Source organism: Legionella drozanskii LLAP-1 (assembly GCF_001467585.1).
GTDB classification, from domain to species: Bacteria; Pseudomonadota; Gammaproteobacteria; order Legionellales; family Legionellaceae; genus Tatlockia; species Tatlockia drozanskii.
In genome coordinates, this window is record NZ_LNXY01000031.1 from 33,534 (window position 1) to 55,491 (window position 21,958).

Here is a 21,958-nt window from a genome sequence, read left to right on the forward strand (position 1 = left end):
TTTCTAAATGACTCTTCCCACCAATAGATTGATTTGCCATTTTATTATTTTTTTAACATTTATATCACCCCATGTAGAAATGAATTTTTCTTCCAGTTGAGAAAGTATATTTGCATGGGTGTTTTTTTCGTATTCTAATAATCCAGGCCACGTTGCAATGTATCCATATAATTCTTTTAAATTCCATTCTACGGATAGTTCAAAATTAGGTGTTGGGACCCGTTTAAATGGAAATGGTATTGTTTCATAGTGGTCATAGACATATTGTCGCTGTATTGATCTATTTTCTGGGCTGCTAATCAAACTATAAATTTGATTTATTAAAGCATCTATTTTGGAATCAATTGTGCATTGGTTGTAGCACCATGCAGCAATAATACCGTTAGGCTTCACTATTCGATTAACTTCACTATAAAATTGATCTAAAGAAAACCAATGAAGTGCTTGGCCAATAGTTACCATATCAACCGTATGAGACCGTATTGGCAAATATTCTGCTGCTGCTTGTACATATATCAAATTAGTTTTTTTCTGAGTCGTTTTTAATAAATCATAAGATAAATCAGTAGCAATAACATATTCAAAATGTTGTGTTAAATCACAAGCTACTTGTCCACTGCCAGTACCACAATCTATTACTAATTTTGTTTGAGAGATTAGAGTCGTGAGATAATCATATAAATTTAAGGGATAGCGAGGCCGATTATCCGTATACTCTTGAGCATTATGTAAAAATTTATTCATGATTAGTTAGATCATGCTTTTTTATAACCTTCAAACGTAGTGAAGATAACCATGATTGCTCCTGCCCCGCCAGGTATCCCAATTTGTAGGCGTCGTGCGAGGTCAATTTCTCTATAATATCCAGGTCATTAAAATCTTTTAATGTTTTAATAATTATGTTACCAGTCTTTTTGTCTCTTAATTGGATCGATTTATTACCATCTATATTTTTAGATCGGATAAGCTCAAGTGATTTTTTTACTTTTTCTTCCGCAAGAATAGCCTCGTATTTGTCACTTGTTGCCAAATAGACGATTGTTCTAATGTCAGTAGAACAAAATCCCAAAAGAAAATTGTTATCTGAAGCAACTTCTTCAGCATAAAAATTTAAGTTTTGCCCTTTACCTGTAACTTTAACCTCAACGCGATGTTTATTAGTAATAGTGCAGGGAGTAATGGCCTTTAGCTCATAAGCATATTGATTTTTAAATTGCCTGAAGGTAGCCTTAATATTTTCTAATAAAGACTTGGCATGTGAGGTTAAAGCTTTATACATTATGTGCCTAAACGTAAATTGATAGGATTATAGCCCTCATCGGAGATGTGAGCAAATAAGAGCTTGTCATATATTAACCATGTTTGTAATAATTTTTAGGCAATGAAGAAACTAACTTAAATCAGTGACATCTCCAATTTGTATTTTCGTTGCATCCAATCGGGCAAGGAAGCTTCTAAAAGCTTAAAAAAATCACGGCTATGGTTGTGATATACCAAATGGCACAGCTCATGAATAATAACGTATTCGATGCATTCTTTAGGAGTTTTAATTAGTTGTACATTTAAAGACAAAGTACCTGCTTTTGACAGGCTCCCCCAGCGCTTTTCCAGCGAGAGTATTTTACAAGCAGGTTTGGGATGCTCTTTATTCTTGAATTTCTCCCAACACTCATTAAAGATATTATGCAAATGGATGTGAGCTTTTTCTCGATACCATTTATTTAATAATAGCTTTATTTGTTCTGGGTCGGTATTTTTCGTATCTATTAGAAAATATCCATTCTTTAAGCAAACTAGATTATTTTCGGCCTTTGAAATTTTCAGGCGGTATCTCTTGCCTAAGTACAAATGCGTTTCACCCCCAACATATTTTCGTGAAGGTGTCCGAGGATCGAACTGATCAAAATAATGAATCTGGCGTTTGATCCAGCGAGCACGTTTTTGTACTCGTATTTCAATTTCATCAATATGTGTGCCAATAGGCGCTTTAACGAAAATAGACTTGTCAGGGTGTACCGCTATTTCAAGCGATTTTCGTGAAGAAAAACTGACTTGAAAAGGAATAATACTCTCTCCATATGTGATGCTATGAGTCCTTTCGAGCATTAATCACGCCTCCTATGCCTTGCAATTTGCATCGCTTTTTCAATTATTTCATCCATATGTTCTAAGCTTAATGACACCCCACATTCCTCTTTAACTTTATCATAGAGAAAATCATCAATATCATTTTCGGTTTTTCTTTGCGCATCGGTATCATCCCAAAAATCAACCTTCCAATGTACATCAATAATTTTCTGAACAGCTAGGGAGGTTGCAGCAGAAACAGAATCAATTAACTGCTCTTCTAAATTATGCTGCATGAAATAGGGTTTAATTAAACCAAAATAAGCACAGGCTTCATCATTTGTTCGGATGCTCTCAGGCACGTCATCATGCTGCCGTGTAGCCACCTTATCACGTAGATCAACCACACGGTTAAGATAGTCTAAATCTGAGATTCGCTTCGCTCTAAAGTCCTCTATAGCGGCTTGAATTAGCTTTGAGAATTTCTCATAGAAAGCAGGATCTTGATCCATATTTTCTGTGATTGTGCGTTTAGTAGCATGGGCAATAGTATCTGCTTTAGATGCCGTGGTCTGCGTTTGATAAACACCTTGATTCTCTTTAACCATGTTAAATGTTTTTTCATCAAAAATGTTCACAGGCTCATTAAGCTGCGTGACTTCATTCGCTTGAATATGAGTATCAAGTAGTTTTTTAATCTTGGGGGCATAATCCCGATAATCAATCGCCTCAGCGTAACGTAATTTCACTGCAGCTTTTAGATTTTGGAAGCGCCTTAAGTCGGATTTATAGTTTTGTAATTTTTTCTCGTCTGTTCCCATAATGAACTGTTCAGATGAAAGAGCAATTCCTAGTGTCTTGCTGTAGGCTGATAGGCATTCATAAAACTCATCTCGCAGTTCCTCGTTCGCTAATAATGCCTCATAGGCTTCTTCATCTTTGGAATTTTTAACCGATTTGAATAAATCCCACAACTCAGAATATCGCTGGGGTAATTTAGCGACTTCCACATTAATTGATGTTAGTGTACCCGCTAGATCTTCCTCATCATAACCTTCAAATGCTTCATACATAGTTAGTGCTTTATCAAGCTCACCTAAAACACTTGCATAGTCGATAATATAACCAAAGTCTTTGCCTTCGTATAAACGGTTAACACGCGCTATTGTTTGTAATAGGGTATGCTCCGTCAATGTTCGGCAAAGATAGAGCACTGTATTACGTGGAGCATCAAAACCTGTAAGCAATTTATCAACAACAATTAAAATTTCCGGTTCATCACCATGTTTGAATTGATTGATAATTTGCTTGGTATATTCTTCTTCCGAACCAAAACGCTTCATCATTTTGATCCAGAATTTACCGACTTCATCCGAAGGACCAGCATCTACTTCGTCATGCCCTTCGCGTGTATCTGGACCGGAAATAATAACTTCTGAACTTACTATCCCAATTGTGTTTAGAAACTCATGGTATTTAAGGGCAACTTCTTTTCGAGGAGCGACTAACTGTGCTTTAAAGCCAGTGCCTTGCCAATTTTCTCTATAATGTTCGCTAATATCGAAAGCTTGCATATAGACCACTTGATCGGTTTTATTTAGCATTTCAGCACGCGCATATTTTTTCTTTAGATCCGCTTTTTGCTCTTTATTGAGATCGGCTGTGTGTCGATCAAACCACAAATCGATAGCTGCTTTATTTTGCTCCATTTCCACAAGTCTACCTTCATATAGCAAAGGTAACACGGCTTCATCAGCAACTGCTTGCTTAATAGAATAATGAGGCTCTATAAGTCCACCAAATTTAGCAAAATTGTTTTTTTCTTTTTTGAGTAACGGTGTTCCAGTAAAGCCCAAATAACAAGCATTGGGTAACATTTGACGCATACGCGCAGCAAGAGAACCAAAGTTAGTACGATGGCTTTCATCTACCAGTACATAGATATCAGGAGATTCATCGACATATTTTTCAGCAGTCCAACCTTTGTCAAACTTATGAATTAGAGTAGTGATGATGCCTACTTTATTTTTTAGATGCCTCACCAAATTACGCCCAGAAGTCGCTCGCTCTTTGCTAAGCCCACAGGCGGTGAACGTATTCCCTAATTGCTTATCAAGATCATCACGATCTGTTACCAAAATAATTCTAGGGTTAATTAGCTCTGAATCTAAAACCATAGCACGAGCAAGCATAACCATTGTTAATGATTTTCCTGAGCCTTGTGTGTGCCAAATGACACCCCCTTGACGTGTTCCATGCGTTTCTATTCTTTTGATACGAGCAAGTGTTGAACGAATCACAAAAAATTGTTGATAGCGCGCGATCTTTTTTATACCACCATCAAAAATAGTAAATTGATATACTAAATTAAGCAGACGCTCAGGACTGCATAAACTAAAAATAGATTGATCTTGTTCTGTTGCAAGCCGTTCACCTTCTTGCTCAAGTGTATCAAAATATTTGCGAGCAATTGAAAATTCACCTGAATAAAGAAGATCTTTGTTTGTTTCACTTAGAGGAGTATTGATACTTAGATCAACTTCATTTTTATGTTCCTCTAGCTCTTTCCAAACACTCCAAAACTTTTTAGGCGTTCCGGCAGTAGCGTAAAGTGCTGCATTTTTATTAACTGCTAAAACCAGTTGAATATATGTAAACATCCGTGGAATATAATCATCTCCCTGATTACGAATACTCTGAGAAATTGCTTGATCAACTTCAATTTTTGGCGATTTACATTCAATGATGCAAAGAGGAATACCATTCACAAAAAGAACAATATCAGGCCGTGTTGTATCAGTACTACGAGAGCGTTCAACGGAGAACTCAGCAGCAACATGAAAAACATTATTTTTTGGATTTTTCCAATCAATATAATTCAGTGTGAAACTTTTAGAATCACCCTCAATCGTTTGATCCATTGCTGTGCCTAGAGTGATTAGATCATAAACAGCTTCGTTGGTTTTTTGTAGACCATCATATTTCACGTTTTTAAGCTTTTGAATAGCTGTTTGAATATTTTCTTCACTGAATAGATAGATATTATCTTTATATTGAATACGATTAATCTCTTTTAGTTGCTGGCGAAGAATATTTTCCAGTAATACATTAGATATTCGACCACTTCGTTCAACAAGGATCTGCTCCGGTTTCAGATATTGATAGCCTAAATTAATTAATTGTTGAAGTGCGGGTATTTGGGAAATATATTTTTCATTAAAGCGAAAGCTTTCATCCTTAGTGTCGCAATTTTCAATTTTCATATCATCTTTCATGATGTATATCCTGATATTCTTGGTAAAAATTGCGCAATAGTTTCTTCTGCCGTAGCAGGGTATCCATCCCTATCAAGCTCTTTTGCTTCTTTAATAATTTTTTTTGCTTTATTCAATGTATCCTGTTTCCACTGGGGTGCTAAATAACAAACCTCCAAGCCTTCCATAAAACTAAAAAAATAATTTTTAAGTTGTGGATTACCAAACAAACCTATTAAGGAAAATTTATGCTGTACTATGCGCTGCTCCAAATCGAACGACTCGAAAGGATAATTATTTCGGGCATTCCAATACTTTACTAAACGTATTAATGGTTTTATTAGGCTTTGATTTGACTGATTTGTTGAGGAAAGTACTTGATTAAATCCAGTTGGGTCAGTTTGCATCCAATTTTGATAATTATTGACTTTTCCTGGAATTTGAAGACCTCCTAAATAACTTTCAATAGCAGGGACTAATTCAAAACGTATGTGGTTCATCGTCAATACCATGGTTGGATTAGATTGTGTTATTTCCGAACGACTATAATGATATTCAGCAAATGATCGAAGCTTGTTCAGGTAAGTTTGCGGTTGGTATTGTGTGTCTGAAAAAACTATCATGTAGTCTACATCAGAAAGGATATCCATAACTCTTGGCAATATAGTGCCTCGACTATAAGACCCAAAAACAAATTGTTTTTTAATGTCTCCTGAAAAATAGGTGCTTAATCGAGTCTGTATGGCAATGAGTGAACGTTCAATACTGAGTTTTTCCGAATCTTTAAGTATTGCCTCATTAGCTAATTGTGTAAGGTAGCTGTTAATAGTCACTTGCCCTCCTTATCAGCCTTATATTGACTAAAACCAGCCTCAATATCGGATCTTGCTAACTCATAGTCTTTTCGATTAGGACTTGGTGAGGATAGATTTAAATCATCACGATGTTTCGCCAACTCTATAAGCCTATTTTTCGTTTCATCATTGTAACCAACTTCGATTAATTCAATCTCTCGAAAGAGACGAGTTTGATTTCTTAACGCCAGATATTGGCCCGCAATCGCTTTATGGTTTTCAGCATGCTCTGAGGGTTTAAGAAAGGTCAGAACAGTGGTTAAAGCAGTTGCCAAAATTGCTAAAACACCAGCAGTTTCTGGCATGTTATTAAATGCAGTTCCACTAGCGATAGCAGCTAAAATAGCTGCTGGGAGTCCTATAGCTAGATGATAGCGCTTCCAACGATCAGCAGTGTTATAATGTCCTTTTGCGCTGTGCTCGCTATCTTCTTCAATGCGCAAAGCTTCTTTTTCTAACTGAACAGTTAAATTATTCAATTAAGCGACCTCCTCTTGTAGCTTCAGAACTTGCCATGCACCTGTTAATAATTTTTGCATCAAACCACGTTTTTGATGAATATATTTATCAGTCAGTAACTTAAGTATAGAAATTTCTTTTTGTGCTTCGCTTAGAATTCGGACAATTTTTCTTTGTTCAGATAATTGTGGGTATGCAATTTCTAATTTTTCGATATCTCGTCGCTGGATATTAGGCAGACCTGATCCAACACGTAAGCTCATAATTTGTTTTTCATGTGCTTTTAAAAAATAAAAGAGAAATTCAGGGTCTATTTCATGACTAATTTCAAGAAGCGCATAACAATGCCCCCCGCACCAGAACTTCTCCTTGCAGTAATTCACAAATCCACATGAATTTCCTCCTTCACTAATGGTGACAGTACCTTCTGGTGTGTTCCATGTATCTGTATAACCTGATGGTGTAATACCCCCATTCCATGCGGGAAATAAATCTGTTTTAGTAAGTAATATGCGATTTAATTGTTGACCTTTTTTGAGTTTAGATAGATTTGATAATTTTCTTGAGCTCAAGAGGTTATTGGATGGTTTAATTATTAAATTATTCATCAACCATTCAAACTGGCGCTCCTTAACTGTAATTAAGGCTTTAGTTTTGTTTATGGTTTTGTCCCATACATTTAAAGTATCCACAATAATGTGTTGTATCTTTAACGGAGGAATAACAATTGGCATTTCTTTCAAATCGACTAGATGAAGGTGTTTTACTGCTATTCCTGAAGTTATGGACCAAAAATACCGTTTAGAAAATGGCGAATTAAGATACTGATTTAAAAAAGAAGGCATTAATATATCTTTTTTTATTTTTAATAGGGCTAAGCTTTCAAAGATGCTAAAAACAAACTCTAACTTTGGTATTACAACAGCATCACCTAATGAACCACTTTTAGACAATAACACATCGCCTTCCTCTGGCTTACATCTCCTAGTGAGATCATTATGCTCTTTTTCAGAAATAAATTTATGGTTAGAAAAGCATAAAGCCCCATTTTTAATGTTTCTTGCTGACAAAAAGACGATACCATTATCTTGATAAATCGGAGTTTTATGCGTTCCATCAGTAATTTTATGACAAACATCTTTTAATTTCGCTGAAGACCAAGGCTTATTCATCATAACCCTCTTCTTTTCTTATAGTTTGAATTCTAAGTTGTTTTTCTAATGCCCTAACGCTTTCTTCAGGATTAGGTAAATTTTCAGGCATAGTTCCACCTAACTCTTCAATCGTTTGTCGTACTTTCTGTCCAACAACAAAATGAGCATTATTTGCATGATGCTTGCCTTGTATATTTTCTCGTCGTAGTTTTTCTTCAGCTTGCGTGGCACGAAATAGGTTTGCAGCCAATTCTGTACTACCCATGTGGTCCAAAATTTGCTGACTTTTCTTCAAGCCTTTTTTACGATGAATGCCTTTAGCATCAAGACCACCGTATAGTCCTTGGTATCCATGGTTTTGGAATATAGCGAAGTCAATACTTGTTTCAACACCAGCCTCGGATGCAGCAGCAACTAGTTGTTTATTATGTTCTTTTAACTCATGCCGTAATAATACTCGTTTTTTTGCTTCATCCAGTTCTTGAAAACTTGTGTTATCAGCCAGCTCCTGGCGACGTGTTTGAATTGCAAAATAGGTTTGCCCATTAGCAACAATTTCTTTCGATGGATCAGCATTTTGAATAATTAAGTAGCACGCATATCTTGAGAAATGATAGTTTTGTGTGCTTCGTTTCGCACCAGAGCCTATTTCAACCATTTCGAGGATCTCCTCGAAATGGTCTTCAGGATCTTTTCCACTGTTTTTACAAGCGTTTTTCGCCCGCTCAATTACAGGCAAGAAATGTCTGTATTCAGAATATTGTAATGCTTTTGCCAAATCTCGTGCAGACCAAAACTCATCCCCATCTTGCTCTTGTCTAATTTTTTCAAAAATTGAATGATGCTGATTAATTAGCTGACTCATTGTCTCTTTCTCCCTTCCATTATTTATGTTCACCCATATGTTCCAAAATGGAACTTGTGCATTTTTTGGCAAATTTTTTCGAGAGGTATTTCACGAAAAGAGGTTTATGCATAAACAATATCCTTTAATAAAATAGCCATTTGGCTACGCACCTCTGCAAGCTCTTTTTCAAGCGTATCTATTTCCAGCTGTACAGCGTGAATATCAATTTCGGTTTCTTCTTCAAATGTATCCACATAGCGGGGGATATTGAGATTAAAATCGTTTTCTTTCATCTCATCAAAACTGGCAAGATGAGCATATTTTTCTATGGCTTGGCGTTGCTGATAAACATTAACAATTTTATCGAGATGTTCATTTAACAAGGTATTTTGATTTTTCCCTGCCTGATAGTCATTGCTAGCATCTATAAATAAAACATCTTTGCGGTTTTCGTTCGCCCCACCTTTTTCACGCGAGCGATCAAATAATAAAATTGCTACTGGAATACTAGTTGTTGGAAATAGATTGTTAGGTAATCCAATGACTGCATCGAGTAAGTTATCTTCTATCAATTTTTGGCGAATTCGACCTTCTGCAGCGCCTCGGAAAAGAACACCATGAGGGACAACAACCGCGACACGTCCTTCTTTTTCAATAGCCGCTTCAACCATATGACTAATAAAGGCAAAATCAGCTTTTGACTTAGGTGGCATGCCTCGCCAAAATCTGTTATAAATGTCGCTTTCAACATCATCAGAACCCCATTTATCAAGAGAAAATGGGGGATTGGCGACCACATTATCAAACTTCATCAATCGGTCATTCTCTACCAATGCGGGCGACGTTAGGGTATTACACCATTCGATGCGAGCAGAGTCCGCACCATGAAGAAACATATTCATGCGAGCTAATGCCCACGTGCTTCCGTTAACCTCCATTCCATACAATGAGAAATTCCGATCACCGACTTGTTTCGCTGCTTCGATAAGTAGGCCTGCTGAACCGCAAGCGGGATCACAGATACGAGCACCGGATTTGGGGGCGCATAATCGTGCGACAAGCTCTGAAACTTTAAAGGGAGTATAGAATTCACCAGCCTTTTTCCCCGCATCTGAAGCAAAGCGTTCAATTAAATAAATGTAGGTATTACCAATCACATCCTCTGAAACACGACTCGGGCGCATATCAAGTTCGGCTTTATTAAAATCTTCCAGCAATGTTTTTAGGCGTCTATTCCTATCTTTCGTTTTGCCTAGGCTAGATTCGCTATTAAAATTAATATTCCGAAACACGCCCTCTAATTTAGTTTTATTCGTTGTTTCAATTGCATCTAAAGCAATATTGATTAATTCTCCAATATTAGGTTCTGAACGCTTATCATAGAGGTCATAAAAACTGCTCCCTTCAGGTAATACAAAACGCTCACGATCCAATTTTCTACGAATGCGCGTGTCATCATCACCATATTGTTTACGATATTCTTCATAATGGTCATTCCAAACATCTGAAATATATTTCACAAATAGCATAACAAGGATGTAGTCTTTGTATTGTGCTGGATCAACTACGCCACGGAACGTATCACAAGCAGCCCAAGCCGCGTTGTTGATATCTTTTTGGTGAATTTGAGTTGTCATGTATTAATCCTTAGTATCAATAATCATTGAATTGTTGTTGCAAGTTCTAACAGAACTTTATTCATTATTTGGCGCTTTTTATCGCATAATTTACTCATTAAGTACTGTTCTTGAGAAGATAACTTCTCTAACGTCACAATACGCTGTTGAATCTCAATGGATGGTAATACGACCTCCAAATCCTCAAGAACAGATTTCCCCGTCATTCTCATTGCTGCACTATTTGATTTACTCTGAATGAATATTTGAGAAGATCGCTGATTAATAAACCAACACAAATAAGCGGGAAGTACCGAGTCTTTTTCTATACGAATACGTAGCAAAGGAGCAGCAACAACAGAAGGGCCGATGTTTTCATCAATTAAAGCAGCAGTATTTATTTGGCCCCTAGAGCGAAATACCAAATCATTTAGTTCTGCTCTGTGGTGCTCTTTAAAATCAGTTAATTTAACCAGGATCAGATTTTGATGATCGACAAAATTATCTTCAGTTAGATTTTTCATTTGAATAACAGCTATGTTACCTTTTTGATCAGGTTCTAGTCGGGAACGAAATGAATAGCCCATCTGAACAGAAGCAATATTTTTTAATTTTATTTTCATTTTTTGTGCTGTAAAGGGATTACTGTAGTAATGAATATTAGGTGGGTTATCATCGTCTGTCAATATAAAATTGCAAAAAACTTATTACTACAAAATTTACTTATTTTTAGCTCTTCTTTTATTACTCGCACTTATAGCAGCACGCCCTTTTTCTGTGCGAGGTCCAGTAGACATACCACCGTGCAATTTACATCGCCCATTTTTGGGCTCATTATTAATTGATACAGGGGGAGCTTGACATCGGGTACCTTTTCGCGTCGTAGCATTACAGACTACACGATTTGCTCTTGATTTTTGGGGTATCTCAGAAAGTAAAGACTTCTTGCCGCAAATGTAACCAACTAATAATGGCATTATTGTCTCCTTAATAAATGAAATTTTCTTATCATTATAAATAACCCATACCCCATGACGCACGCGCGCGTTAATAATATGAAGTAATTATTACCATGCTACCTACATTACATCTTATAGAGTGATGTAATGTAGGTAGCAATCCTGGCGTGCTACATATGCTATTTGTAGCTGAAATGTAGAGAATGTAGCCATCATGGAGCAGCAGGTGGTAATTCTTGTAATTCCCATGAAATATACCCATCACTTTCTTTGTAATAGCCACTTTTAATTAATCCCTTCAACGCTCTGGAAATACAGGCTTTTCTTTGATCTCGCTTTTCATTGTCTGAACTTTGAACATCGTACTTGATAACTAATTCAATCAATTCTCTTTTGGGAATACTACTTTGAACCGTTGAGAGTTTTTGAATCGCATCAGCAATCATTTTCCGCCATCTTCCTTGTGGTTCTGATCTACCCTGATTAGCTGGGTCATATCGGATCACGACACAACTAGTTATTGGATCCCCATCATCATCTTCTCCAAGCTCAATTTGTAATATGTTAAAATCGAGAGAACCGTTTGTCTCTCCATCTTTAAGTTTAGTAATACTCATCTTAAACCCATAGTCCGCAGACTTAAGCTCCATTTCAGCATCAACAGCAGCTCGAATACCTGACCATCCACGTGCGCCTTTGCTCTCATTCTTGCCCATATGATGAACAATCATAACTACTGCACCTGTTAATTGATGCAGTAATTTACAATTCCCAATAACTTTACCCATATCAGCACTTGAGTTTTCATCTGCTCCTGCAGCTACACACGCTAGTGTATCTACAATAATCAAGCTGGCCTCACCAATTGCCTCGCTGACCTGCACAACATCATCGTCATTAAGGAAGTTAGGTGCTGCAGGGATAATGCCCAATGGAACCTCATCCAGATCAATATCATGGTGAACGGCATAGGCTAATAATCGCTTTCGAACTCCCGCTCCGGCCTCTGCAGCAATGTATACAACCCGGCCCTGTGATGCTTTAAAAGCTTGCCATTCAATTCCTTGTGCAATTGCAAAAGCAATATCCAATACAAAAAATGATTTACCAGATCCGGAGGGACCATAAACCATAACTAATTCTGCTTTGGGAAGAATATTCTTTATGAGCCATGGAGAATGATTTAAGCCTGCGTACTCTGATACTGGAATAATGGGAAATTTTTCGGTGCAGTTCGTTTTTATGTCATTTTTCAGAGATGGTTGTGATTCAAGTGTGGCGCGCTCTATTCTTTTGGCAGGATTTATCCAGCCATTTTGCTGAGCCGTTGCAAATATGGTCTTATAACTCGTTCGCTCACCACTAAAAGTATCCCAACGTGCCAGATCTTCCTTACCTTTGAACTTAGGGCTAGTTGTGCTCCATTCACTCCAAAGTTTAAACCCTACAATCCCCAAAGGCTTAAGTCCTTGACCAACAGAAATCCATGTATGGTAATCATCAGGTGAAATACAATGTAAAGCGGCTCGTAATTCATCAATTAACTTTGAATTTATATTTGTATTATTTGTTTCGAGAGTATCTGGTTTATTACCAATTGCTTTTTTATGCAATGGATTTAAAATTTGTTCAATAACACCTGCAAGATCTTGAACATTATCTATTATAGGATAAAAAGCGTTATCGCCGGTTACTGTAAAAAATCGGCCTGAGCAATACGCCTCGATACCACTTTTATTACTCCCCAGTGGATTGAAACGCCGTCCATAACCAATGGCATGTATTCCATTTTTGCTGGGGCTGGTTTCAATATATCCTGGTAATGATGTTATAAGAGACTGTAATTCAGGCTTATTATGAATGTCATCAAAATCTATACCTTGCCAATAACCACCATGATTATCTGAGCCAAGCGCAAACCCTAAACCAGTGTATTTACCTTGCAAAAATATAGCATGAGCCTCTTCAAACGATACTAACCGTCCTATATCTTCAGGGCTATCAAGTTTACCACCACGTCGTTGACCATTGGCATAATAAGGCACTTTTTTTGGTTTGGAGTTGCCTTGAGATTCTGATTTCCATAATAACCAACGTCGGCAATCTTTATTGATCATATAAGGAGGTAATTTCATAGTTTGCCTCCTGCCTGATTCACTTTGGTATTTTTTGTTTTTTGAATATTCAATTGATGCAGGGTATAATAAAGCTGTCTTGTGTAGCCTGTTTTGTCGATAGATGGAATGGGCTTTTTCATTTCTAGCCCTCACTTGATTTGCGAAAATCAGCAATACGAGTGGCAACCCATTCTTGCACTTCTGACTCAACCCAAGCTACTGACATTGGGCCAAGATGTATACAATCAGGAAAAAGACCTTCTTGCATCAATGCATAAATTCTTGATCGGGATAGGGATGTTTGCCGCTCAACTTCTTTTCGACGAATCAGGATTTTTGGTGCGTCCGGGTGTGGCATTGGTATTCCTTAGGTATTTTAGGGAATACGTATTTAATAACTTCTTTTAGCCAACAAACACCAATGTACTAAGTAGAATAAGGATCCTGGCCAGCAAAATAACCATTCTACTTGGTAACGATTCCACTATTTTTATTTTTTCTCCATTCTCTACACCAACTCTCTATTGTATTTGGATTAGTTAATACGGGAAATTTTTCTAGCATATCCAATGCAAACGCTATCTGAGTATCATACAGGGTTATTGTTTCTTGCCATTTGTCCCAATATTCTTTTACCGAACTTTTAGCTGCCTGTTTTTTCTCTGAATCCTTATTGCGTTTTGTTTCACCACCTTTCCTTCCATTTTGAATTCTTTTATTTTTTTGATGAACATTGAGTTCATTCACCACCTCAGTAGCATTAAATTGAAATGCTGCAACTGTATTTTGAGTAATAATTTCTTGGTATTGAGGAAATTGATTCGAAGCAAATTTCGTTTTTAGATTGGCATTTTCCGCCTCTAAATATTGAACTGTTTCATTTAATATTTCTGCAGTAGCCGTTGCTTCTGCTGCATAATTGATTAACTTCTCATATGGAATATTTAATGAGAGCAAAGATTCTTTATGTAATTTAATTTTTTCTGCCTGATATTTTTCATAATATTCCATCTCATCTGAAAAAGTGCTCATTCTGTCTCTCTCATTGTACTGTTAATTGAAGTTCGTTTTAATTCATTCAGATAATCCGCCCATTTCTGCATCATCTCCCTTCGCTCTGGTAAATGTGTAGTACGGTTATAAGCACGTCCATTAGGATCACGGACAGCATGTGCAAGTTGGTGTTCAATATAATCTGGTCTGATATGCAAGATTTCATCAATAAGCGTTCTGGCCATTGCACGAAATCCATGCGCACTAATTTCACTCTTGGCAAATCCCATACGACGCAAAGCGAAATTCAGGGTATTTTCACTCATTGGGCGAATGCTGGTCTGTTCACTGGAAAATAAATATTTCCCTCGCCCAGTAAGCGGATGGAGTTCTTTTAATATAGCTATAGCTTGTTTCGACAAAGGCACTAAGTGTGCAACACGCATTTTCATCCGTTCAGCTTTGATATTCCATTCCGCTGCATCCAGATCAATTTCAGCCCATTCAGCGGCTCTTAACTCTCCCGGACGGACAAATACTAACGGCGCAAGCTGTAAAGCGCATTTTGTTATAAAGCTCCCGTGGTATTCATCAATTGCTCGTAAGAGCTCACCGATAGCCTTAGGATCGGTCATCGTTGCAAAGTGTGTTGTTTTTGCAGGTTGAAGTGCACCCTTTAAATCAGGTACAGGATCGCGTTCGGCTCGACCAGTTGCTATGGCATATCGAAATACTTGGCTACAATTTAACAAGGCTCGGCGAGCTGTTTCCTTTACGCCACGCTCTTCAATACGCCGTGCAGCAATTAATAGTTGCTGCGCGGTAATCGATACAATAGGACTGCTTCCAAGCCAAGGAAAAATATCTCGCTCAAGACGGCGAATGATTTTATCTGCATGGGTAGGAACCCAAATAGGGGATTGATTGGCAAACCATTCCCGAGCCACAACTTCAAAGCTATCCATATCCTGACTGGTCTGTGATTGTTTTAAGGCTTTGCGATGCTCACTCGGATCGACTTTCGTCTTCTTTAACAAGGCACGGGCTTCTTCTCGTAAATCTCGTGCTTCCGCTAAACTTACTTCTGGGAAAACCCCCAATGCGAGCGTTTTCTGCTTTCCATCAAAGCGATAGGAATAGCGCCAATATTTTTTCCCGTTTGGTTGGATCAGTAAAAATAATCCTTGGCCATCAGAAAGCTTTAACGGTTTATCCAACTCTCGCTTTTTCTTAACATCTAGAACAGATAATTTCATTTTGTTGGTATCACATAGTGTTGGTATCGAAAATACCAACGATAGTACCAACACATAGCGCAGGACATCAGGGAATTATTGGGAATAGCTAGGAAGCCAAACCTCGTAAAACCTAGTGTTTACAAGGCTTAAAAGGACTTTTCAGGAACATCTAAGATTAGTAAGTGGTGGAGGCGGCGGGAATCGAACCCGCGTCCGCAAATCCTCTGCCGTCAGCTCTACATGCGTAGCCTTGTCTATTAAGTTAACCGTATCCCCTCCGACAGGCAGGATGGTTTACGGCGATTCCCTTGATTTAACAACTTGATGCGGGACGTATCAAGATGCGAGCTTATCTCTTATGACCGTTGATTCGATACCGATAAGCGGGCTCGGTCAACGGGGCGCTGGTTTTAAAGCAGCGCACGGTGCGGTGAAAAAACTATCAGAGCTTACGCAGCGATAGAGCCTTCACCTGCAAAGTTTTCTTCGTTTGCATTTATGTTTAGTGAGTCTGATTTACGAGAGTTCTCATTCTCGGCATGCACTTCAGGTTTCGCAACCCACGTCGAAACCAGGTCGCCCCCTTTGTCGTACACTTTAATTATAACACATCTTTATGCTGAACTATACCGACAAAATTTCTGGTTTTTGGTATTTGCGTGGATTAGGTCTCTGAATTTTTATCGCTCTTATCCCTCCGACAAAAATCGGAGGGATAAAAAAATGTCCTATTTAATCCCGTTATGCCTCAATAAAGCATCTACTTTCGCTGGGCGGCCTCTGAACTGCAAATAAGCATTTGCTGCTTTCTTTGAGCCGCCTATTTCTAAAATTGAATGTAAGAAATCACGCCCGGTTTGAGCGTTAAAAATTCCTTCTTCTTCAAACCGAGAAAAAGCATCACTAGAAAGCACTTCTGCCCATTTATAGCTGTAGTAACCCGCCGCATAGCCTCCCGCAAAAATATGAGAAAAGCTATGTTGGAAACGATTATATGGGGCGATAGGAACAACCGTAGTTTGTTTTCTTACTTCATTGAGTATCTTTGTCACTAAACCTGAACTTTGCGGCTTAAACTCTTGATGGATACGGAAATCAAATAGAGAAAACTCCAGTTGGCGCATCATTGCCATGGCAGATTGGAAATTTTTAGCAGCAAGCAATTTTTTAAATAGCTCGTCAGGTAATACCTCTCCACTATCTATATGTTGAGTGAGTAATTGGAGCGCATCTTGTTCCCAGCACCAATTTTCGAAAAATTGACTGGGTAACTCAACAGCATCCCACTCGACGCCATTGATCCCAGAGGCATTCAGATAATCGACCTTTGTCAACACATGATGTAAGCAGTGGCCAAGTTCATGAAATAAAGTTAACACCTCATCATGTGACAAAGCAGCCATTTTTTTGGCTGACGGCTTTGCAAAATTGCATGTTAAGGTTGCGATAGGCAATTGAGTATCACCATTAGCTAAAATTCGTCGACCTTGCAAAGAATCCATCCATGCCCCGCCGCGTTTGTGTTGCCGAGCAAACAAATCAGCGTAAATATAGCCGCGTAATTGTCTATTCTCGTCCAAAATACGATAACATTTTACATCGGGATGCCAGGTATCAACGTCTTTGGTTTCTTCCATATTCATACCGTAGAGTTTATTCACTATGGTAAATAACCCTTCCATGACTTTATTGAGAGAAAAATAAGGACGTAATTCTTCCTGCGAGATAGCGTATTCTTTTTGGCTTTTTTTCTCAGAAACAAAGGCTAAATCCCAGGGAGCTAATTCATCTAGATCATATTCTTTAGTAGCGAATTCCTGCAAAGATTTAAATTCCGTTTCTGCTTGATGGTGCCCGCGTTTAGATAAATCTTGTAAAAAACCTACAACTTGTGATGTTGATTCCGCCATTTTAGTCGCTAAGGATAATTCTGCATAATTAGCAAAGCCAAGCAATTCCGCTTTTTCTTGTCGAAGAGTTAACATTTCATCGATTAAGCTTGTATTGTCATATTTTCCTGCGCTGGGCCCTTGATCGGAGGCACGAGTGACATAGGCCTGATACATTTCCTCACGCAAAGCCCTATCTTCTGCATAAGAGATCACAGCGAGATAGCAAGGAAATTCGAGATTTAGCATCCAACCTGGCAACTCTTTTTCTGCAGCTAACTCGCGTGCCGTGTGAATAGCATGCTCGGGTAAACTAGCTATTCGTTTTTCGTCGGTGATGTGCAAACTAAAGGCCTGGCTTGCGTCCAAAACATTATTGTCAAATTGATTCGCCAACTGAGATAAATGAGTTTGAATTTCCTCAAAACGGTGTTTCTTCTCAGACGATAAGGCAACGCCAGACAATTCAAAATCACGAACGCTGTCTTCAATGATCTTTCGCTGGGTTTCATTCAAAACTGTTTTATCTAAGGATTTAATCGCATTGTAGAGCTCTTGATTATGACCAATTGCAGAGTCATAAGCCGATAACTTCGGCAGACAAGCCTGATAACAATCGCGTAATTTTTTTGTATTAACTACCGCATGCAAATGCGATAATGGGGACCAAAAACGCTCAAGTGCATCATCCATCTCTTCTAATGGTCGCATGAGATTGTTCCAAGTAAACTGCTCATTCTCTCTAAGAATTACTGCTATTTGAGCTAAGTTATCTTGTAAAAGTTTAGCGAGATGCTCGACAAAATGATCCGTATCTATAGAAGTAAACTGCGGTAGGCTAACTGCTGACATAATTCCTCTCAGTCATAACAAATTCTTTAAGAATATCATTGAATTGATATCTACTCTATTATAGCGGTGTATTTGAATACATAAGATCGGAAAGTGGACCTGGCTCGCTCGAGACGTGTAAAATTTTTCGTCGTTGCTTCTCATCCATACTAGACATATTAGCTTGAAAAAAAGCCGAGCTACTTTCAAATAATGACTTACCAGGCGTTTCAATTTTTTCTACATTGTTTCTGGGAACGTGACTATCTATCCAACGGTTAGCAAGAAAGGTAGCGAAAGTTATGGTAACAACCAAGATTGCACCAATAAGCGGAATAATTGGCATACTAGCTAGAGCTGGCATAGCGAAACACATTGCTAAAAACAAAGCGCTTGTGCTAATAACGCCCAACATTACTCTTTGTTGCTCACAAGTAAACTGCTCCTCCAACTGTCGTTGATATTCTTCTATTTCATCAATTTCTTCTTTTGAAGCCCCAGAGCTGCGTAATTTTTTTGCAACATTATTATATTGTTCACGGATTTCGTTGATGCGGCGAAGCTCAATAAGAGCTCGGATAGTCGCCATTATTACGTCAAAGAAAAAGATGGAGATAGTGATATACATACCAACCGGCGCTAGACTGCCAGTCAATACAAAGCAAGCCAAGATACCACAAATGAACCAAGCCGTATCGTTACCTAAGAAAAACCAGCGTCGTTGCAACTGGGCTTCGACACGAATCAACCAATATAGGTCCTTTTCTTTTGCCCCCATCCCTGCCCATTCAGTAAGAAAAAGATGCTTTAGCAACATAAAAAGATTAAGTGCTAATCTAGGAACATAAAATAGCCAGGCCACGTAATTTAAGGTCGGTCCAAGAATGAGGTCTATACCATTTATCGAATCAGTCAGATGATTCCAATCTAAGATAAAAGGAAGTAAGGTGATAAAGACTCGTCGTATGCGGATAGTAAATAATCGGTGCCAGTTATATTGTCGCGTGGTGTCTCTCACATATTGAGAAAAAGACCCCATAGGATCATTTTCCAATTTCTCAGTATTGGGAAAATCATAACCGCGTAGCCTCAATAACTCTCGGTAATATTTTTGCTCTTTCTGCAAGCGTAATACTTCGTAGGGCACATCCAAATAATAATGATAAATATGTGCCAAAAGCTCTGCCATTGTTAAAGCAGCGACTAATTGATCGGTAAGTACATTGAGTTCGTCTTCAGTGACTTCTTGTTGCTTGGATTTATCCGCAAAGCTATGCATCAGATGTACGCAGTGCACATTGTATTCGAGAGTCAATAATTGATGAATACGTACCAGTGGCTGAAAAAGTTCAACACCTTTCTCTTCCAATTTATCTCGAAACACCCAAGTTTTTGTCCCTTCTTCACATGGTTCGAGAGTATCACCTATAAGAGACTGTAATCGCTGCGAAACTGCTGACATACAACCTTAGATTAGTTGAAGCTGGTAAATCATCCCAAAAAATAGTCAAGAAGTAAATTTTTCAAGACGGATTTTATCCAAAAAAAAATATTTGAACATTATTGCTACAATAAATAGAGAGCTAACTTGCTGATTAATAGCTTCTGAGCGACAATAGTGCCCCTGATGACAGCAGAAGAGAACGATGAGCCTTTCCAATGATTTAGCCAACGCTATCCGCTTTTTAAGTATTGATGCCGTTGAGCAAGCACAGTCTGGACATCCGGGCATGCCCCTGGGCATGGCGGATATTGCGACCGTACTTTGGAAAAAATTTTTAAAGTACAGCCCCAAAAATCCCAACTGGTTTGACCGGGATCGCTTTGTGGTGTCCAATGGTCATGGCTCGATGCTACTTTATTCTTTATTGCATTTAACGGGTTATAACCTAAGCATCGATGAGCTAAAGCATTTTCGTCAACTTCACTCAAAAACGCCTGGTCATCCAGAATATTCAGACACTCCTGGAGTTGAAACGACCACAGGACCTTTGGGGCAAGGTTTAGCTAATGCAGTAGGTATGGCGATTGCCGAAAAGCAATTAGCCACTCTTTTTAATCGTCCTAACTCAAAACTCATTAACCATTTTACTTATGTCTTCGTTGGAGATGGTTGCCTCATGGAAGGCCTTTCTCATGAAGTTAGTTCTTTAGCAGGCACACTAGGTCTCGGAAAACTCATTGTTTTTTACGACGATAACGGGATTTCCATTGATGGTAAGGTGGAATCTTGGTTCACCGATGATACCGCTTTACGTTTCAAAGCTTATAATTGGCAAGTGATTGGTCCCATTGATGGCCATGATCCACAAGCGATTGAAAAAGCCATTGTGCAAGCTCAGCAAGAAACAGCTAAGCCTAGTATGATTATCTGCAAAACGGTGATTGGTTTTGGCTCACCCGTCGCAGGCAGTGAAAAAGCACATGGAGCGCCACTTGGTGCAGAGGGTGTCGCAAAGGTACGGGAAACCTTTAATTGGCCATATGAGCCTTTTGTCATTCCTGAGACCATTTATGCCGAATGGAATCATATTGAGCAGGGACAACATGATGAAAATCAGTGGTTAGCTCTCTGTAATAATTACCAACAACAGTATCAAAGCGATTATCATGAGTTTTTACGCCGTATCAATCATGACTTACCTGATAACTGGAACAATTTTTCAGAGCATTTTATCGAACAATGTCGGCACAATGACAAAGCCTTAGCGACTCGCAAAAGCTCGCAGCTTTGTCTTCAACAATTTGCTCATCTGCTGCCCGAAATGTTAGGCGGCTCAGCTGATTTAACAGGCTCGAACAATACGGATTGGTCTGGCACGAAAGCAATAAAATCAACTGATTTTTCTGGTAATTATCTTTTCTATGGTGTGCGTGAATTTGGTATGGCAGCCATCATGAATGGTTTAGCCCTCCACGGTGGTTTTATCCCTTATGGTGGAACTTTCCTAGTATTCGCAGATTACGCCAGAAATGCCATCCGCTTGAGTGCGCTCATGAAGCAGCGGGTTATCTATGTCTTCACCCATGATTCAATCGGTTTGGGCGAAGATGGCCCGACTCATCAACCGATAGAACATGCTGCGATGTTGCGCATGACCCCGAATATGCAAGTATGGCGACCAGCTGACTTATTTGAAACAGCGATTGCCTGGCAACAAGCACTCGAACATCATACAGGACCTTCTTCCCTGTTATTATCAAGGCAAAATTTACCGGAGCTCACTCACGCCCCGGATAGTGCAAAAAATATTAAAAAAGGAGGATATATTCTCAGTGATTGTCAAGGACAACCAGAGGCTATACTCCTAGCAACCGGTTCAGAGGTTCAATTAGCCCTTGCTGCGGCAACTCAATTGCAAGCAGCCGGGAAAAGGATTCGCGTCGTTTCAATGCCTTGTTGTGAGCGTTTCCTAGCTCAAGATAATGCCTATCAAGAGCAGGTTTTACCAAAGGCCATACGCAAACGGGTCGCTGTTGAAGCGGCCACTACCGCTTATTGGTATCGTTTTGTAGGCTTAGACGGAGCAGTGATTGGTATTGATCGCTTTGGTGTTTCTGCACCAGCTGCTCAAGCATATAATTATTTAGGCATCACTGTTGAAAATATAGTCATGACCTTAGAGCACATCTTGAATTGCTAAAGAGCCTCTTAAACGTAATTTTAAAAACTGACTCAA

At 38.7% G+C, this 21,958-nt stretch carries 19 protein-coding genes and 1 other RNA gene; 1 reads left to right on the plus strand and 19 read right to left on the minus strand.

Features of this window, described 5'->3' with window-relative positions:
* Positions 1-3 precede the first annotated feature (3 nt).
* The 19 genes from Ldro_RS13660 to Ldro_RS13740 all read right to left on the minus strand — a co-directional run bounded on the left by Ldro_RS13660 (position 4) and on the right by Ldro_RS13740 (position 19,740).
* The gene (locus Ldro_RS13660) at positions 4-744 is read right to left on the minus strand and encodes a class I SAM-dependent methyltransferase (RefSeq protein ID WP_058496986.1); all 741 of its coding nucleotides are present in this window, start codon (positions 742-744) and stop codon (positions 4-6) included.
* On the minus strand, positions 737-1,279 hold the full coding sequence (locus tag Ldro_RS13665; RefSeq protein WP_058496987.1) for a hypothetical protein: 543 nt from the start codon (positions 1,277-1,279) through the stop codon (positions 737-739). Before Ldro_RS13665 ends, Ldro_RS13660 begins: the two co-directional genes overlap by 8 nt.
* Before the next feature lie 116 nt (positions 1,280-1,395).
* Positions 1,396-2,106: a M48 family metallopeptidase gene (locus Ldro_RS13670; RefSeq protein WP_058496988.1), complete on the minus strand. Its 711-nt coding sequence runs from the start codon at positions 2,104-2,106 to the stop codon at positions 1,396-1,398.
* On the minus strand, positions 2,106-5,342 hold the full coding sequence (locus Ldro_RS13675) for a type I restriction endonuclease subunit R (RefSeq protein WP_131764293.1): 3,237 nt from the start codon (positions 5,340-5,342) through the stop codon (positions 2,106-2,108). Before Ldro_RS13675 ends, Ldro_RS13670 begins: the two co-directional genes overlap by 1 nt.
* Complete coding sequence (locus Ldro_RS13680) at positions 5,339-6,154, minus strand: SMODS domain-containing nucleotidyltransferase (protein ID WP_058496989.1); 816 nt, start codon at positions 6,152-6,154, stop codon at positions 5,339-5,341. Before Ldro_RS13680 ends, Ldro_RS13675 begins: the two co-directional genes overlap by 4 nt.
* A complete protein-coding gene (locus Ldro_RS13685) occupies positions 6,151-6,654 on the minus strand; it encodes an SLATT domain-containing protein (protein ID WP_058496990.1) in 504 nt (167 codons plus the stop codon). The genes Ldro_RS13680 and Ldro_RS13685 overlap by 4 nt, the downstream gene beginning before the upstream one ends.
* Positions 6,655-7,809 (minus strand): restriction endonuclease subunit S, encoded by a 1,155-nt coding sequence (locus Ldro_RS16660; protein WP_083497978.1) that lies wholly within the window; start codon positions 7,807-7,809, stop codon positions 6,655-6,657.
* Positions 7,799-8,725, minus strand: a complete 927-nt coding sequence (gene dinD, locus Ldro_RS13695; RefSeq protein WP_238584026.1) for a DNA damage-inducible protein D — start codon at positions 8,723-8,725, stop codon at positions 7,799-7,801. The genes Ldro_RS16660 and dinD overlap by 11 nt, the downstream gene beginning before the upstream one ends.
* Positions 8,726-8,757: 32 nt before the next feature.
* Positions 8,758-10,272, minus strand: coding sequence for a type I restriction-modification system subunit M (locus tag Ldro_RS13700; protein WP_058496992.1), 1,515 nt, complete (start codon positions 10,270-10,272; stop codon positions 8,758-8,760).
* 23 nt (positions 10,273-10,295) lie between these two features.
* On the minus strand, positions 10,296-10,937 hold the full coding sequence (locus Ldro_RS13705; RefSeq protein WP_238584027.1) for a restriction endonuclease subunit S: 642 nt from the start codon (positions 10,935-10,937) through the stop codon (positions 10,296-10,298).
* Positions 10,938-10,970: 33 nt separating this feature from the next.
* The gene (locus Ldro_RS13710) at positions 10,971-11,228 is read right to left on the minus strand and encodes an HGGxSTG domain-containing protein (RefSeq protein ID WP_202972535.1); all 258 of its coding nucleotides are present in this window, start codon (positions 11,226-11,228) and stop codon (positions 10,971-10,973) included.
* Between the two features lie 194 nt (positions 11,229-11,422).
* Positions 11,423-13,345 carry an AAA family ATPase gene (locus Ldro_RS13715; RefSeq protein ID WP_058496994.1) on the minus strand — a complete coding sequence of 641 codons (1,923 nt, stop codon included), beginning with the start codon at positions 13,343-13,345 and terminating at the stop codon, positions 11,423-11,425.
* The gene (locus tag Ldro_RS16905; protein ID WP_274519118.1) at positions 13,342-13,467 is read right to left on the minus strand and encodes a hypothetical protein; all 126 of its coding nucleotides are present in this window, start codon (positions 13,465-13,467) and stop codon (positions 13,342-13,344) included. Before Ldro_RS16905 ends, Ldro_RS13715 begins: the two co-directional genes overlap by 4 nt.
* A 2-nt stretch (positions 13,468-13,469) precedes the next feature.
* Entirely contained in the window at positions 13,470-13,685 is a 216-nt protein-coding gene (locus tag Ldro_RS13720; RefSeq protein ID WP_058496995.1) for a helix-turn-helix transcriptional regulator, read from the minus strand.
* Positions 13,686-13,792: 107 nt separating this feature from the next.
* On the minus strand, positions 13,793-14,359 hold the full coding sequence (locus Ldro_RS13725; RefSeq protein WP_058496996.1) for a hypothetical protein: 567 nt from the start codon (positions 14,357-14,359) through the stop codon (positions 13,793-13,795).
* Complete coding sequence (locus tag Ldro_RS13730) at positions 14,356-15,576, minus strand: tyrosine-type recombinase/integrase (protein WP_058496997.1); 1,221 nt, start codon at positions 15,574-15,576, stop codon at positions 14,356-14,358. The genes Ldro_RS13725 and Ldro_RS13730 overlap by 4 nt, the downstream gene beginning before the upstream one ends.
* Before the next feature lie 165 nt (positions 15,577-15,741).
* Positions 15,742-16,142: a transfer-messenger RNA gene (gene ssrA, locus Ldro_RS15950) on the minus strand.
* Positions 16,143-16,286: 144 nt separating this feature from the next.
* Positions 16,287-18,299 carry a M3 family metallopeptidase gene (locus Ldro_RS13735; RefSeq protein ID WP_058496998.1) on the minus strand — a complete coding sequence of 671 codons (2,013 nt, stop codon included), beginning with the start codon at positions 18,297-18,299 and terminating at the stop codon, positions 16,287-16,289.
* A gap of 58 nt (positions 18,300-18,357) precedes the next feature.
* Positions 18,358-19,740 (minus strand): hypothetical protein, encoded by a 1,383-nt coding sequence (locus tag Ldro_RS13740; protein WP_058496999.1) that lies wholly within the window; start codon positions 19,738-19,740, stop codon positions 18,358-18,360.
* Between the two features lie 184 nt (positions 19,741-19,924).
* Between Ldro_RS13740 and tkt the strand changes: the two genes are divergently transcribed.
* Positions 19,925-21,922: a transketolase gene (tkt, locus tag Ldro_RS13745; RefSeq protein WP_058497000.1), complete on the plus strand. Its 1,998-nt coding sequence runs from the start codon at positions 19,925-19,927 to the stop codon at positions 21,920-21,922.
* The last annotated feature ends 36 nt before the right edge of the window (positions 21,923-21,958 follow it).